This window comes from Ideonella sp. (assembly GCF_041914305.1).
In the GTDB taxonomy this organism is placed as follows: Bacteria; Pseudomonadota; Gammaproteobacteria; order Burkholderiales; family Burkholderiaceae_C; genus Ideonella.
This window is the reverse complement of the sequence record NZ_JAYSDQ010000010.1, coordinates 1-14868: the sequence shown is the minus strand read 5'-3', so window position 1 is coordinate 14868 and position 14868 is coordinate 1. Positions and strand designations below refer to the sequence as shown.

Annotated in this window: 14 protein-coding genes; 4 read left to right on the top strand and 10 right to left on the bottom strand. The window is 64.1% G+C overall.

Features of this window, described 5'->3' with window-relative positions; genetic code table 11:
• Positions 1-56 precede the first annotated feature (56 nt).
• The 7 genes from ACE3SG_RS14455 to ACE3SG_RS14425 all read right to left on the bottom strand — a co-directional run bounded on the left by ACE3SG_RS14455 (position 57) and on the right by ACE3SG_RS14425 (position 9239).
• Entirely contained in the window at positions 57-2123 is a 2067-nt protein-coding gene (locus ACE3SG_RS14455) for a fibronectin type III domain-containing protein (RefSeq protein WP_374566022.1), read from the bottom strand.
• Positions 2124-2284: 161 nt separating this feature from the next.
• Positions 2285-5851: a hypothetical protein gene (locus tag ACE3SG_RS14450; protein WP_374566020.1), complete on the bottom strand. Its 3567-nt coding sequence runs from the start codon at positions 5849-5851 to the stop codon at positions 2285-2287.
• 173 nt (positions 5852-6024) lie between these two features.
• Entirely contained in the window at positions 6025-6558 is a 534-nt protein-coding gene (locus ACE3SG_RS14445) for a hypothetical protein (RefSeq protein WP_374566018.1), read from the bottom strand.
• Between the two features lie 66 nt (positions 6559-6624).
• Positions 6625-7059, bottom strand: a complete 435-nt coding sequence (locus tag ACE3SG_RS14440) for a hypothetical protein (RefSeq protein ID WP_374566016.1) — start codon at positions 7057-7059, stop codon at positions 6625-6627.
• 143 nt (positions 7060-7202) lie between these two features.
• Positions 7203-7463: a hypothetical protein gene (locus tag ACE3SG_RS14435; RefSeq protein WP_374566014.1), complete on the bottom strand. Its 261-nt coding sequence runs from the start codon at positions 7461-7463 to the stop codon at positions 7203-7205.
• A 147-nt stretch (positions 7464-7610) separates the two neighbouring features.
• Positions 7611-8132, bottom strand: a complete 522-nt coding sequence (locus ACE3SG_RS14430; protein WP_374566012.1) for a hypothetical protein — start codon at positions 8130-8132, stop codon at positions 7611-7613.
• 9 nt (positions 8133-8141) lie between these two features.
• Entirely contained in the window at positions 8142-9239 is a 1098-nt protein-coding gene (locus ACE3SG_RS14425; protein WP_374566010.1) for a phosphoadenosine phosphosulfate reductase family protein, read from the bottom strand.
• A gap of 452 nt (positions 9240-9691) precedes the next feature.
• Here ACE3SG_RS14425 and ACE3SG_RS14420 point away from each other — a divergent pair, with 452 nt between their 5' ends.
• Together ACE3SG_RS14420 and hfq are read left to right on the top strand one after the other, a co-directional pair.
• A complete protein-coding gene (locus tag ACE3SG_RS14420; protein ID WP_374566008.1) occupies positions 9692-10156 on the top strand; it encodes an SET domain-containing protein in 465 nt (154 codons plus the stop codon).
• A gap of 52 nt (positions 10157-10208) precedes the next feature.
• Positions 10209-10448: an RNA chaperone Hfq gene (hfq, locus tag ACE3SG_RS14415; protein ID WP_374566007.1), complete on the top strand. Its 240-nt coding sequence runs from the start codon at positions 10209-10211 to the stop codon at positions 10446-10448.
• 14 nt (positions 10449-10462) lie between these two features.
• Here hfq and ACE3SG_RS14410 read toward each other — a convergent pair whose 3' ends face one another.
• The 3 genes from ACE3SG_RS14410 to ACE3SG_RS14400 are packed head-to-tail and all read right to left on the bottom strand — an operon-like array spanning position 10463 to position 12905.
• Positions 10463-11491, bottom strand: a complete 1029-nt coding sequence (locus ACE3SG_RS14410; RefSeq protein WP_374566005.1) for a hypothetical protein — start codon at positions 11489-11491, stop codon at positions 10463-10465.
• A complete protein-coding gene (locus tag ACE3SG_RS14405; protein WP_374566003.1) occupies positions 11484-11792 on the bottom strand; it encodes a hypothetical protein in 309 nt (102 codons plus the stop codon). The genes ACE3SG_RS14410 and ACE3SG_RS14405 overlap by 8 nt, the downstream gene beginning before the upstream one ends.
• A 51-nt stretch (positions 11793-11843) precedes the next feature.
• On the bottom strand, positions 11844-12905 hold the full coding sequence (locus tag ACE3SG_RS14400) for a phage tail protein (protein ID WP_374566001.1): 1062 nt from the start codon (positions 12903-12905) through the stop codon (positions 11844-11846).
• A gap of 499 nt (positions 12906-13404) precedes the next feature.
• On the opposite strand from ACE3SG_RS14400, the gene ACE3SG_RS14395 reads away from it, so the two are divergent.
• A complete protein-coding gene (locus ACE3SG_RS14395) occupies positions 13405-14475 on the top strand; it encodes a hypothetical protein (RefSeq protein WP_374565999.1) in 1071 nt (356 codons plus the stop codon).
• A 70-nt stretch (positions 14476-14545) separates the two neighbouring features.
• Positions 14546-14868, top strand: a 323-nt coding sequence (locus ACE3SG_RS14390; RefSeq protein ID WP_374565997.1) for a hypothetical protein, incomplete at its 3' end; no start/stop codon positions are given.

Sequence of the window (14868 nt, the reverse complement as noted above, 5' to 3'; positions counted from 1 at the left end):
CGGCGGGACGCTTGGGATAGCTGGGCTGGGCAGCGTTCGGTACGGCTGCGATCGGTTCAGGCATTTGTCTCTCGAGTGCGACGTTTTCGGGGTGCCACTGAACGGCGCAGGCCCTTCATGACCAGGGACAACCTTTCCACCACCAATGGCTTCATGTCGACAAGTAAAGCAGCAGCCATCGGGTGCGCGAGCGTGGCTATTCCCAACGCCAAGGCCCATGCACCCCGCCCCGCCTCGGTGGCCGCCGCCGCCCGCAAGTCGTAGGCGCTGGCTGACGTCAAGCCGTCCGCGATGCCGGCGCCACCGCCGCTGTCGCCGACCGCTGTGCCCGAGCGCGGCTGCGCGAACCCGGTCCCGGCGTCGGCGTACTCGACGACATAGGATTGCAGTTCGGCGTCCCCCATCTCATCCGGTCCCAGCCAGCTCACGGTGACGTCAGTTGCACTCACCCGGTCGACAGTCAGCTCCTGTGGGGCCGCGGGCAGAGCCCGCGCTGTCGTGGACACGTCCAGAAGCGTCACCGTGCGGCCTGGACCGGCGGTGTTCACCGCATACACCCGCAGGTCGTACCGAGTACTGAACGCCAGGTCGGCGACGGTGGCCGAGGTGGTTGTGACCGTGATCGACAACGCTTCGTCGAAGCCCGTGCCCGCAGGCGCCCACTCGATGATGTAGCCCAGTGCTTCGCCGCCACTCAGTGGAGGGCCCCAAGTCGCCGTCAGCGTATGCGCTGTCGCGTCGGCGAGCGCCAGGTCCACCACCGCACCTGGCGGCGCAAACACGTCGCCGCCGCCATCGGGGAACGGTTCAACATCCGGGGTGTAGGGCTCGGTGTAGCGGCACAGCCCATTGGTCCAGCGCACCTCGTCAAAGCGAGTGAACGCTGCAAGTCCTTCGCGGTTGCCTGGTCCGGACAGCCCCGCCTCGGTGCTCGACGGCGGGTTGAACTCGGAGGACCCCACCGGCTGACCATCCAGCCAGATGGTGCACAGGCCCGCGTCGTTGCGCGTCAGCGCAATCATGCGCTGCGCCATGCCCGCAGTCGTCAGGTCGATCAAACCCGTGGCGGTCTCCAGCACTGTTTGTGCGCCGCTTTCGGGCCGGACGTTCGAACCCAGTCGGACGGCGAGCGAACCGCTGGGTGCGATGACAAAGGACCAGGAGCCGAAGTAAAAAAGGCAGCAGTCCTTGTAAACACTCAGGGGCTGGTCCGGCGGCAGGCTTGGCACCCTGCGTGACACCCGCGCCTCCATCGTGAACGACCTACCCCTGAAGTTCAGCGACGGATCCACGCTCACCGCATACACGCGCGCATCCGGATGATTGCCGAGCTGGATGGCGTTGCCGAACGTTTCGCCGGCGTCCACCTGCGCGGTGCGGGTGAATCCATTGGTGCGGATGTCGCGCCGAAAGGGCGAGGTGTCTCGCACGATGGGCTGTGCGGTCCCATCGCTGACGACCGCATCGAAGTGGGTGAGCCACACGACCCAGCTGAATCCGTTGTCGTCGTCCAGCACCAGTTCGTAGCGTCCGAGCACTGCGGCGAACGGGTCGACGTCCGGCGTATGGGGCACGAAGCGCACGAGCGTATGCGCGCCGGTCTTGCCATCGGCCACGCGCAAGGTGCCACCGGACCATTCGCTCGCAGGGATCGGCGCCACGACCAGCCACAACCCGTCTTCCGGCGTGATCACCCGTTCGTCGCCTGCCCCGTCGATGCCGCGCCAGGTCAGCGGCAGGGACCAGTCGTTGCCATCGAGTGGCTGCAGCTGCGGCGCGTCCGTGTAGCGAGACGAAAAGTCCGGATCGGGAGTCCACTCGAACACCACCGGATCGTGGATCGTGTCCGGGTTGGGTGCACTGTCCTGCAGTTCCCAGCCATCGGCGCGGGTGGACCGGCGCCGGGCCAGCACCACGTAGGGGTGCACGTCCGCCAGCTGGCTGCCGTACTCGTCGGCCGAGATCCCCAAAACCTCCCAGCTATCGCCATCGGCCCACGGCACTGCGTCGAGCACGTCGAACCGGCCACGCGTGGGCACGACTCCGCCGCCCACCTTGTCCATCAGGACGCCGGGCCCCTGCACCTGGTGGAAGCCCCACCATTCGGGTGATTCGAAAGACATCGGCGTCGGCTCTCCAGTGCCACGTTCCAGGTCGTTGCCGTGCGAGGGGTCGCACGGTTGATCCCAACGACTCTAGGAACTGCTTGGGGCCGGCGAAGGGGGCGTTTTCCGAACAGAGCCCGGCGCCCCGCACCGCTGGCCAGCGGGTGCGACCGGCGCTGTTATCGAATGGCTTGCTGGGCCATCTGCATCACCTGGGCGCTGTAGGCGTCCATCGCCTGCGCGAGCAGCGGCCCCATGTCCGGGTGGCTTTCGTACTTGCCCACCAAGGGTTCCATGCGCACGAGGATGTCGTCTGCCAGCACGTCGGCGCTGCCGTCAACGAACGTTTGCAGGTACGCGCGGTCGTCTTCCATGGCGCCATCTTTGGGCGGCAAATCCGGCGGCATCGGTGGCGGAGCTCCAGATTCAGGTTCTTGCACAGCCGGCACAGTGGGGACCTGCACCGGTTGGTCCACCGGTGATGCGTCCGGAGCGTTCAGCAGGTCGTCCAGCCACCCGATCATCAGCGGAGCGTCGTCATCGCTCCACAGTGCCTGGCGGACGGCGCCGTCAACATCGCTGCGGAACGACACGCGTTCGTCGCCAGCCTCACCGACAAAGACCATCGCCTTGCCGTCGCCAGATCCAATCTCGGCGCGGCCGACGACATCGCCACCGCGGTAGATGGTGCCGACCAGGTCGCCACCAATGGCAGACACAGCATCCAGCACAGCGCCAGGCGCGGCATCAGACTCTCCGGAGGGCAGGCATGGCGAGGCCGACGCTTGGTCTCCAGCTCGTGAGTCGATCAGTGCCTGCTTGCTGTCGATGCTGTCGAACATGCCAACCGCGTCGAGTACCGAGTCGCTCGCGACATCCCAATCGATGAACAGCCCCCGCTTGGTTGCTTCGCGGTCCATGGCTTTGGCCGTCGCGAACGCGCTGTACTCGGCTTTGTTGACGGTCTCGGCGACCACGCGCTTGAACTCAGACGTCGCGCTGGCGAATCGGTAGGCCGCGTCGACGGCAACGATCGGGTCCGGCGTGGCAGGCAACGATGCCGCCCTGACCGCGCGAGCGAAGACGTTGCCGCGATTCTGGAAATTGAACGGCATGACGATGCCCACTGCGGTCCCGCGGTGGCGCACCAGCACCATGTCGATTTCGTTTCCGATATAGAACTCGCAGCCCGGGTAGGTCTTGAAGAAGTACGCGAAGAACGGAAGCTGAATCGCTGTGTAGGACCCGGCGCGCGCCTGATCCACGAGCACCACGCATGATCGTGCCCTTGTGACCGGCTTTTCCTTCTTGGCATCGGTGACCGTGCCGTCCCACAGGGCCAATGGTTCTGCAAGCGCCGTCGCATTGGCCTGGGCCTTGGGCATGAAGCGCTTGAGTACGTCCTCCTTGTCGTAGCGGCGCACGCGGGCGCCCGGATTGAGCAGGTCACCGAGGCGCCGTTTCATGGCGGTCTCGATGAAGCGGGGCATTTGGTGCACGTCCAGCAGGAAACCGTTGGACCAGCCCGTGGCCATCGCCAGGCCTTCGTTTCTGGTCAACACCGTGGCGACAAAGTCCTTCGTGGCACCGAGCTGCGCGGCCGAGGGCATCCGCACCTTACTGACATCGAAAGGCTTGAAGTCGCGCTGGATCTCGGCGTCTTCGACCGCCTTGGCCGCGCGGTGCAGGTCTTCCTCCGTGTACAAGCGGATCGAGCCGAGCGTGGCGACAGGTGCACCAGAGGCGCGCTCATCGGCCCCGGGCACTGCATTGCGGAGAATCCCGCTCACTTCGTGGCCCGCCATGGCCTGCGCTTCGAGCTCGTTGTCACTTGGACTCACCGCAGTCTCGGTCTCGTCATGTGGGCCCACCGTCGCCCCCTCGTCGGCCGGCTGAACTGGCGCGCTCGACAACTCTGGCGTCTCGCGAACCAAGGGGGCTTCGGCTGGCGCCTGAGCCGCATCCACCGCGAAGCGTCCTGACAGCACCTGGAGCTTGCGGTCAGCACCCGTCAGATCGCGGTGAAATTCATCGACCAGCACCGCGCCCGCATCGGTCAGAGCACTGCGGCGCAAATAGACACCAGTGGCATTGAGCCGCATGACCGCGTCGTCCCATGCCGCGCGGCCGATGCCATCGTCAGCACCTGAGAAGCGATCAGTGCGGGTTTCCCGGTTCGCTGCTTGGAACCGAAACGCTGGCTTGTAGCCCTTCGTCGCAATCAGCACCACCATCTGGGCGTCGGTGAGATTGCCAGGGTTGCCGCTGGTCGATGCCTCCGGCTCGTCGTCGTCCGACTCGCCAACGATCTTCTTCGCCGTGTTTTCTGGGGTGATCCCTGCCTCGAAGGCCTCGTTGAGCCAATCGGTGTAGAGCATCAAATGCCCCTGGGCATCAGAGCGCGTCATCTGCAGGCCGTCTTCAACCGCCGCCGTGACGGCATCCTCCCAGACGATGTACTCGGGCGAGCCAGGCTCGATCGGGGCCAGGGCCTGTTTGGGCTTGTCCAGGAACGCGACGCGCGCAATCTCGATCTTGTGCTGCAGGTCCGAGAGTTCACTTGCGAGCTGGACAATTTCAGCGTCGAGCGCGCGCAGCTGCTCGGCACGCTCGGCCGCCCGCTCGTTGGCCTTGATGAACGCAGCGGAGTTCTTGTCGACCAGACGCATCAGGCGTCGGGCCACTTCCCGGGCGTCCAGCTCGATGCCACGTTCAGGTGCGACCACGATCGTGACGTCGCGCTTGTTAAGCATCCACTTCCAACTGATCAGCTCATCCATCGGCGCCAGACGGCTTGGTGTCGCGTCAGGGTTGTGCAGCCACAGGCTCACGGTCTGGCCGTCGTCCATCAGGAACAGCGCCATGACGTTCAGCACACCCCGTGCCTTGACCGGCTCGCTGATGCTGACCGACACCGGCTTGACCGCTTGTCCGGCGAGCAGCATCACACGCAGCATGGCATCCATCTTCGGCTGCAGCCTGCCCACCTCCACGACCAGCGCATCCAGCACTGGCTGGCCTTCCCACTCGGGCGCGCCCATCAGCTCGTCCATCGTGACCGCGTCCAGCAGCAGGCCATCTTCGGCATCTGCGGCACGCAGCGCGTACATCCAGCGGTTCGGGGACGGGTGAACGGGTTGTCCCGCCGTTGCGTGGTTGACACGGTCCATGATGACGCTCTGGTTGTTGAGTTGCGCGGATGTGACTTCGCCGCTGGGGCCCGCGTACAGCCAGGCGCGAAGTTGGTCGATCTGCATGGGCACGGTCGACTGCAGCCACGCCCAGCCCGGTGCGTACGAACCGGTGTAGGCAGCCCGCGCCTGGTCTTCCGTGTGGAAGCCGAGCATGACCTTGTGCTCATCGAACGCGCCGTCCGCGCGGCGCTGATTGATCACCCACGCAGCTTCGGATTCGGGAAAGGGACCGACGAACACGTCCACCGGGTCGCCGTCTGCACCGCGAGTGCCCGCGAAGTAGCCGTAGTGCGCAGCTACACGGCTGGACCAGGCCCGGCCGTCGGCACCCACTCCGCAACGGTACGTGCCTCGCGGGTGCTCGATGACGAGCTGAAGGCCGTGCAGCTCGATGCGGCCCTTCTTGAAATTTCCCGCTCGCTGCTGCGCCGGACTGGGCGGCGGGCGCAGGTTGTGGCCCGTCGCAGCCTCATGCGCTGCCGCATCGATGCGGGCATAGGCCAGGGAGTCGAACTGGATCTGCGCTGAAATTTGCACGAGGACTGCCGTCACACGGGTGGGTCGGCAGTGTCAAGGGTCAGGTCGGCAGTGGTCGGGGAAGATTTTCCCGATCGTCAGGACGTTCGCCGGCGGCACCGGAAACTCAGCTTTGCAGGCCTGCGCTCCCGCGCAAGACTCACCTTACTCGCAGAGTCACCAAACCGACCAGAAGCCTCGCGCGGCGGTCAGGTGCGAATGGACCGAATGAAGGTGACGGCAGAGGTGATCGACGATGCGAGGACGCCGGCAAAGATCATCTGAAGCATGACCAACGCAAAGACAGCCAGAAATACTTCGAGCCTTCTTTCCTTCAGTGTGTCCGAGAAGAGTTGAAAAGGGACGCGTCCCTTTGCGATCTTGGCACTTCGAAGGACATCCTCGCGCTGCGAAACCCATGGCATGAAGCTAGGAAACAGCTCTGCCAGGAATAGCGAGATGTTGGAGTACACGGCAAAGCCAAATAGCAAAAGGAACGCAAAGAACATGAACGTTGGCCCGAAGTTTCGAAGATCGGGCCTCGTGAAGTCGAGTCTGGAAGCCAGCACCCAGGCCATGGAGGCCAGCAAGACTTGAGGCGTGAGATTCCGTAAGAAGTTGAGGTAGGGTCCCCGCGCAGAACGAAGCCACGCCGACAAGGACAACGGAGGGCTGTGAACAACTGAATTCACTTTGGATTCGGTGGCGGAAATTGACGACGTCCGTTCGAGGGAATCTGGCATGTTCTAAGTTCTTTCAGTTGAAGTGACGGTGCACATTGGCCTTGCTTCGCCGTCCCTAGATCTTCCCTAGATCCACTTCTGCCAAGCAGAGAAGGCCCGCCGGAGGTTGCCGGCCAGAATGACCGCGTCGCGTCGCTGTTTCGCCGGCAACTCATCTGCTGGGGTAGGCAGTTCGGGAAATGCATTCACGCGCGCACCGCAATAGAACACGTTGCAGGTCGGCGACCGCTCATTGAGAGGCACGCGGCAACCGTTCGGTCCACGAAATCCTGTCTTGCGGTCGAACCCGTACTCGGCCTTCAATCGCTTCAGGCCAGCACGGGTGAGTTCGGTCTCTTGGAAATAGCCTTCGTTTTCAGCGCAATCCTTGCAGCACCGCCCATCGCACTGCCGGCAGCCAGCCACGGCGAACGTTTCATGATGCAAACGCGCCAGTCTTGTCGCCTGGCTCGCCGACATCCGGTGCTGCCAGAAGACCACCTGTTCAACCTCTTGCTCCATCCCTGTCTCCCATGACTTTGGTCGTTTGGTATTCGAAGGAGAGTGTACGAACCCTGCCGTGCGGGCCACGGCCACGCAGTTGGCTCATGGCGAGCACGAGCCCGCTCATCCACCGCGCGACATGCCGTCGGCTGAGTCGCGGCTCACCGCTTGCGCCGGCAACTGAGCGTCACAAGCTCAAGCGATTCGTCGGCATCCAGCCAAGTCTTGCCGTTAGGCTCAGCTGATTCAAGTGACCCGTTACCGTCGTCGTACCTGCACAACACTGTTCCGTCTCGATACAGCGCGGCCGACAGCACTCGCACGGTCGGGCCAAACAGGCGAATGAACATGCCGGGCAAGAGTCGATCGGCGCGGACCATGCTGATGGAATCAGTGGCGTTGACGGAACTGATGGCGCGCAAGACGCATTCCCTTCGAGTTTCAAAGGGAATCAAGTTATGGTTCGCACGCGAGCGTGGCTTGGGCCGTTTTCCCAACCCGACAAGCCGCAAAGGAACAGGACTTCCTCGCGTGGTGCTCGGCACTGCGCGCCACGCAGGCCTCAATGCCTACGGCAGGCTCGCAAACGGGTCCAGCGCGTGCAAGTCATCGCGAGGTTGCAGCACCACCCTGCGCACAAAGGGCGGGATGTTCACGCTGCCGGTGACCGTGGCCACGTCATAGGCCAGTAGCACGCCCAGCCCCAGATCCTGGATGACCAGGTCGCCCGAGTCGACTTCGAAGTAGCCGGCAGCGTCGGGTCCGGCGATGCTGACGATCTGCGTTTCCTGCAGCTGCGGCTGCAAGGTGGCGTCGCTGCGCTCGTTCATGTCCGCCGGCTGGAACACGCCGCACAACAACATGCGTGCCTCGCCCAGCTCCTGGTAGTCGATGTCGATCTCATCGTCGGCGCGCAGCACGCCCATGCCGCCCAAGGTGGGACTGCCGCCCATCGTCGAGTCGCCGCCCTGGTCGTCCTTTTCGGTACGGGTAACCTTTCTGCGCCAGACCCCGCAAGAGAAGCCGTTGGGATGGCGCAGTACGACCTGCCGGGTTGCGTAGGTGACGGACTTGGAAACGTTGGCGAGCATGGACGGGCCTCACTCGCACAGGCCGTAAGCCGACGCGCAAGCCGTCGAGGGCTCGGCCGAAGCAAGCAAGTCGTACTGCCTGCCACCTCGGCGCGTGGTGGCCCACTGCACGCGCGACCAGATGTGCAGATCCGCGAACACCTTTCGCCGGTCTCGGGCCGCGTGCGACTCGGTCATGAACGTGCTGCCGCCGCGCTTGGATGCGGCGCTGACCTTGAACTCCCACTCGGCGATGCGTTGCAGGTGCTCGGGAAATCGGACGGCGATCTCCCTCAGCTCGGCCTTGTTCACGTTGATGCAGGGCATGCAACCCACCCGGGACATGCCCTGCAGGTACAGCGGGTTAGGTTGCAGCGAACGCCCAGCGCAGTAAGCAAAGACCTCGGCGGCAGACCAGTCCACCAACGGCCGAAATGCGTACAACCTTGGCGCCAGGCGTTCGAACTTGGTCGCTGCTCTTCGGTTCGGCGACTCGTCGCGCCGCACGCCCTGCCAGCTCACGACCGTATGGCCGGCCTCAATCAGGCCCAACTGGAACGAGACCGCCGGATCGCGTTTGAGCTGCTCTGTGCAGAACTGGGCTTTTCGAGAGGGGAATCGGCCCTTCCATAGGCAAAGGTCCAGGAACGCGTTGCCTGTGGGATGCAAGACTGCGAGCGCCCTGCGCTTGGCCTTGTTGGTCCAGCGCACTTTGCGCCCCGCGTTCCAGCCCGTGGCCTGCACCGGCTGCTGGCCGACGGTCTCGCCCGTCTTGGCATCAATCACAGGCACCATGACGAGCGAGCCGTCACGGTGGCGCCGATAGACGGCCCGGCCGGCGCGGTCAACCTTGCTCACGCGCTGGTACTCGCGTCGGTGACGCGTATCCCTGGCGATGAACATTCGCTTGGCGGCGATCTCGTCTTCGAAGCTGGCACGCAAGCGCATGATTCGAACGCCGAGCGCCTGCTCCAAGTGGTCGAGGTAGGCATAGGTCCGTTCGTGCTCGTTGCCCGTGTCGCAGAAGACCGGCACGACGCGCGACGACCCGAAACGCTCCAAGGCCAGCAGCAAGGTAGCCGCGCTGTCCTTGCCGCCCGAAACGCTCACAACGTGGAGCACGCTCATGCACTCGACCTGCGGGACCGACTAGAAGTGTCAGTCGCATGCGAGCGTGCAACGGCACACGGGTTTGCTTCGGCAATGAAAACGGTTGCGTATGTCGCAGAGCGTGTCTGGTAAGAGCGAAAAAACATCAATCACGCAGGAACTGTGGTTGGGTCGGCAGTCTGTGGTGGGCTGCGCCCACAACGCGACGCCGTTTTCCCAATCGACGGATCTGGGTCGAGTGGGTCAACTGGCGAGTGCTCAAAGTCACGCCTCTTACCGTTGTATGGCTATGGATTCGGCCTGACATAACAGTTCGTCGAAGCTACGATCACTCGTGAAGTGGCTGGGCCGGCGTGGCCAATACCGCCGATGCAGGGCGGAAGATCGGGTGCACTTTCGCTCCCTCATTCCGCCGTCCTCAGGAACAGCGGATTACAAGAGCGCCAGTGCACTGGGGAATACGAATAAGCATGCGCGACAACAAGTGCAACGACACAAACAAGTTGATCGAGGTTCGGCGCAGCAAGGTCCATGGTCTAGGGGTGTTCGCGAACAGTGCGTTGCCCGCCGGCGCAGATCTCGGCGTCTACGAAGGGCGCCGCTACTCCCTCAAGCAAGCGATGCGGATGGCGTGGAACCCGTCTGTGACGTATCTGTTTGAGCTTTCCGATGGAACGTACATTGACGGCAGCCGTGGCGGCAACGGAACGCGGCATTTCAACCATGCCTGCGATCCGAACTGCGAGGCGTTCGAGGAGACCCTGCCTGACGGATCTCTAACGATTCGATTCAGAACGACAACGGCAGTCGCGGCTGGAGAGGAACTCTTCCTGGACTACCAGTTGGGTGTCGCCGAGAACGCAGACCCCGCGCAATACCTCTGCCGCTGCGGAACGCGGGCGTGCAGGGGAACGCTTTTCGCGCAGCCGGCTTGAGGCACGCTCCGTCTGAGATGGGTGCCAGGCTTGTGCTTACCATTGCGGCTTCATGCGAAACCAACCACTCAGCGCTCAAGAGCCGTATCTTGACCAACTGTGCCGCGATCAAGCCGACGTGACGGTGTACCTGCTCAACGGGGTGCGGCTGAGCGGCCGGCTGACCCACTTCGACAATCACGCCCTGCTGTTATCCGACCGCCTGGCCAGCCAGCTCGTCTACAAACATTCGGTGTCGACCATCGTTCCGTTCGCGGGCCTGCGGCGTGGTCGCGCAGTGCCCAACCCATAGCGACGGGCGCCGCGTTACCGATTCACCTTCGAGACCAGGGCCTGCAGTTCCCGTAGCTGCTGCGCGCTCAGTACGCCGGCAGCGGCCATCTTCTGGGCGGCAGCGACAAAGCGCTTGACGTCCGTGTCGAGCGGCCCGGCACTCGCCCGGCCCGCGGCCGCACGCTTGCGCGTAACCACTTGCTGGACGGCCGCCTTGCCCAGGCGCAATACCTTCTCGTTGGTGGTTTCGACCTGGCTGGCCTTCCATTGCCTGCGCTGCAGCTGTTGGCGAGCGATTTCCTGGGCCACGTCTTTGCCTATCAGCGTGGTGGCCTGGCGCACCCTCGCCCGGCCCCGCTCGAGCATCCTCACCAGCACTGCGCGCACGTTGGGCTGGCTCAGTTGGCGCATCACGCGCAGCACATGCTTGCAAGCGATGCCGCGCAGGTTCGGATTGCGGATCTTCGGATAGCCCTGCTCCGGCCGGCCCGCATTGAAGCCGCCGATGGTGCTGATGAAGCGGTACCAGAACGTGTGCCGCCCGCAGTCGCAGTCGAACTTCAGTGGCCCGCCGGCCAGGGCCTTCGCAATCGTGTCCACCTTACCCGGCGCCGAGATCGCATTGGCGTAGTTCATCAGCTCGACGTGGACGTGGTGGCGAACGTCCTTGCTGTGTGGTCCTGCGTTGGTGACGAAGTGGACGCGCGCGCCCTTGTGGCTGACGGGCACGGCCGTGTGGATCTCTCGGTTCGCCAGGTCCCGGTCCCGAAGATCGCTGCGATCGATGATCGCCTTGGCGGTGATACCGCCCCTGAACGCCCGGCCCGCCGTCTTGACGTTGCGCGAGAAGCTGCGCAGATCGTCGTGCGTCAATGCGCGCAAAGCGCCCGTGCCGCCCAGCGTCGTTTGTAGCATCCGCCCGGCGTCGTACTCGCCCGTCACCTCGTTGGGGTGCAGGATGGTTGTCGCAGCCTCGCGGCGCCGGGTGTCGGCCTTGTGCCGCTCCCTGGCCTGCGGCCCGGAACTGCGGAGCTGGGACAGAAGCCGGTCAAGTTCAGCCATATGCGGGCCGCTCGTCGGGCAGGTCGTATCCCGCATCGCGCTTCATCGCCGCCAGTTGCTCAGGCATCGGCAGCACCAGGCGCCGTTCGGTCAACTCAAGCTCGGGGCTGTCCAGCCCGGCCGCGGCCTGGATGACCAGCGCCTCGTCGCGCGTTCCGTACACCCGCGCCGACACCTTCGTCAGGTCGAAGCGCTCGTCGGGCAGGGTCATGTAGCGCACGGCCTGTTCCCAGTCCCTCGTGGCTTGGGAAAACCGGCGCACCGCCTGGAACAGGCGCATGCGGGCGAAAGCGGCCGGCATGTCAGCAGGACCCCTTCTGATTGCGTTCTGTCGGCCCCGCGTGCCTCGACATTACGCCGTGCGGCGCCAGATGGCGACCACCAGGTACGGGTTCATGAGGCTGAACGCCTGTCCGCCGCCTGCAGCGCTGGTCGCCTGCGTCTTCTCGGTCGAGTGATCTTGCCCTGTGCCCGCCACACGCTGGTGCGTCGCATCGTCGGCGTCCCAGAACGAGACGTTGTGGCTGTGGGCCGGCAGTTCGGCAACACTCAACGTGTGTGCCTTGGCGCCACCCGCCTGGCCAATCGTCTGGAACATCGGATCTCCGGCGTCCTGGCCCACCAGCATCCGGCCAGTGGCGACACGACCCCAAATCGTTCCAGGGTACAGAGAGGCCGGGTTCACCTCGTCGTGGCGATGCAGCAGGTGGCCCACCGGCATCACCAGATCGAAAATCGATCGATACAGCAGCGTCGGATCGGCGGTGTTGTAGACCGCGCCCGAGTGCTGAATCAGTGCCTTGACCGCCTGGCCGGCGTAGACGGCATCGGCCGCCTCCAGCTTGGTCACGTAGGTCGCTGCGGCCTCGGCTTTGCTCAGGTAGATCGCAGCGGCATCGGTCTTCCTGAGGAACGCGCTGTCGGCGTCGACCTCCTTCAGGTACTGCACATGCGGGTCCGCCTGAGCGACGTGCGCCGCTAACAGCGTGGCGCAGGTGCCTAGGTCCGTGTCCACCTTGACCGTCACCGATCCATCGGCGATGCGGGCCAACAGCAGAGACATCGAGACCACGTAGGCCACCGCGCTGCGCGTAACCAGGATGCCGGACGATGAGTACACGGCGAACAGCACACCACCGGCCTGCGGATCGCCCGCATAGATGCCGATCTCGCCTACTGCATAGCTCGGCGCAGTCCACTCCGGGAACGTCGCTGAGACCTGGAACCCGTTGGGGCCCTTGGGCGCCGAGGCGTTGATCGCAGCACTTTCCTTCAAGCCCACCAGCGACCGCTGGCTGTAGCTGGGGGTGTACCGGCCGGTGCCCAACGCCATGTGGGTCAGCTCCAGTTGCAGGCCGTTGGATTGGGCGTTCTGCGCCGCCGCCAGGCCTACGTCGGTGATCTTGGGCGCCATCGCTGTGGCCATGGGCGAGCAAAGGCGGCTTCATCCGCCCGTTGTTGCGATGGCGCGCATGCTCAAGGCGCGCGGATCGGCCGGTGGAGAGCGTTTTCCGAATCGCGTAGGCGTAGCCCTTGCGAGTCGTCTGGAGCCCCGGCGTTGCGAGAATTCGGACACGTCAACTCCCACGTTGCGCTCGGATTTGAAGGCTTCCGGGCTGCACCCCGCCCGCGCGGCCACTACACTGCAGCCTCCCGGTTAGACGCCTTCCTCCCTGGGCGTCATTCTTTTCCTCCCTGAGAAGACCGGTTCCCTTGGGGCGCCGCTTGAGCAATCGCGGCGCCCCGACCTTTTTCGCTGCCTCCTCTGCACGCCTGGAGCGTGACACCCACGGCCTCGACTCAGCCCCGCTTGGCTTTCGAATGCGTGATCTCGGACATGAGCGAACATCACGGCTCCGGGCATTCCGGGGCGATGAAAAGTCATCCGACACGGACAAAGGGGCGCAACCTCAATGGCATTCGACATAGACGAGTTTGGAGCTGGGCCGGCTGACGAGGTGCAGTCCTCGCAGGGCGTGCTCTATGTCTACCCACCGGGCCAGATCAGCGTTGGCCGCTTCAAGGCGCTCTCACAGCTGCCGCCTGAAGAAAAGGGCGCCAAGCTGTTCGCTTGGCTGGTGAGCCAGGTGAAGCGCGAGCGATTCAGCGATGGAGACCCGCAGCCGCTGCCGCCGGCGGTCAACGAAGCGCTCACCGAGGATGATCGCCTACGTGTGGCGGATGCGATGCTGACCGTCGTACAGAAGGACCGGGACACGGCTGAGGGCGCGGAAGCAGCCGAGCCGATTGCCCCGCGAGAGGGCGGCGAATCGGCATATTCCTATCTGGCCAGAATCGCCGATGTTGAGTTCGCGCGGCAAACAGCAAGACTGCGGGCGACCGTAGACCGTGCCATGAAGGGCCTGGGCAGCACGGTAAGCGAGGCCTTCAAGCATTTGAACGCAACCTCCGACAGGGTGGGCAGCACGCTGGCCCACTTCGACAGATTGAACAGGGCCACGGCACCGCCGGTTGACCTTCCCGCCGACATGGGGGGATTTCAGGCGCGGATGGCGCAAGAACACCAGGAGACTCGCGAGCGGGCTGAGCTGACCAGCCAAATGACCGCTGATTCGGCCAGGATGCTGACCCAACTCGTCGAGGCATCACAGCAGTTCATGGCCCAGCTCGAAAAGAGGGACCGTGAAGACGCCAAGAACGTTCGGAGCCAACTTCGCTACGCTCTGATCTCGTTGGTTCTGGGGGTCTTTCTGTCTGCAGCATCCGCTTGGTACGCAAAGGTCACCTACGCTCATGACCTCGACAAGGACAAGATCGACGACATAGCGGCGAAGGCGGCCACGCAGCGCGAAGAGCGTGTCACGAAGGCCCTTGAACAGAACGCATCGTTGCTACAACTGAATGCGCAGTTGCTCGACCAGCTTCGAGCCACCAACGCTCGACTGACTGCATTGGAGTCGCCCCCAGCCTCGGCGGCCAAGCACAAGGCAGCGGCGAATCAGCCAGCACGACCGAAGCGCTGATGCAAGGCACCACTCTTGGCGCCATCGGCCTCCATCCTGGCATCGCATCAATTCACTTCCTGACGCGTCGATGATGACCTCGCAAACTCTCTCTTGGCAACAGCTCAACGAATCGATCTCGCTCAAGCGCGAGGAACTGCGACAGCTCGAAGGGCATGCTGCCTTCATGCGCGACAGCGCCATCGCAACCGCGCGCAACATCCTGCGCGCCTATGACATATCCATCGACGAGCTAAACTCTTCGATCGCCGACGATGCCAACGCCGCGCGTACGGTACGTGACAGTGGTCGAAAGGTTCGCCGCGTTACTACGCCCAGGCCGGTCGCAACAGAGCAAGATGAACCGCCCCGGGAATCGAGGAGGCTCCTTCGATTGAGAATGGAGTCAAGATG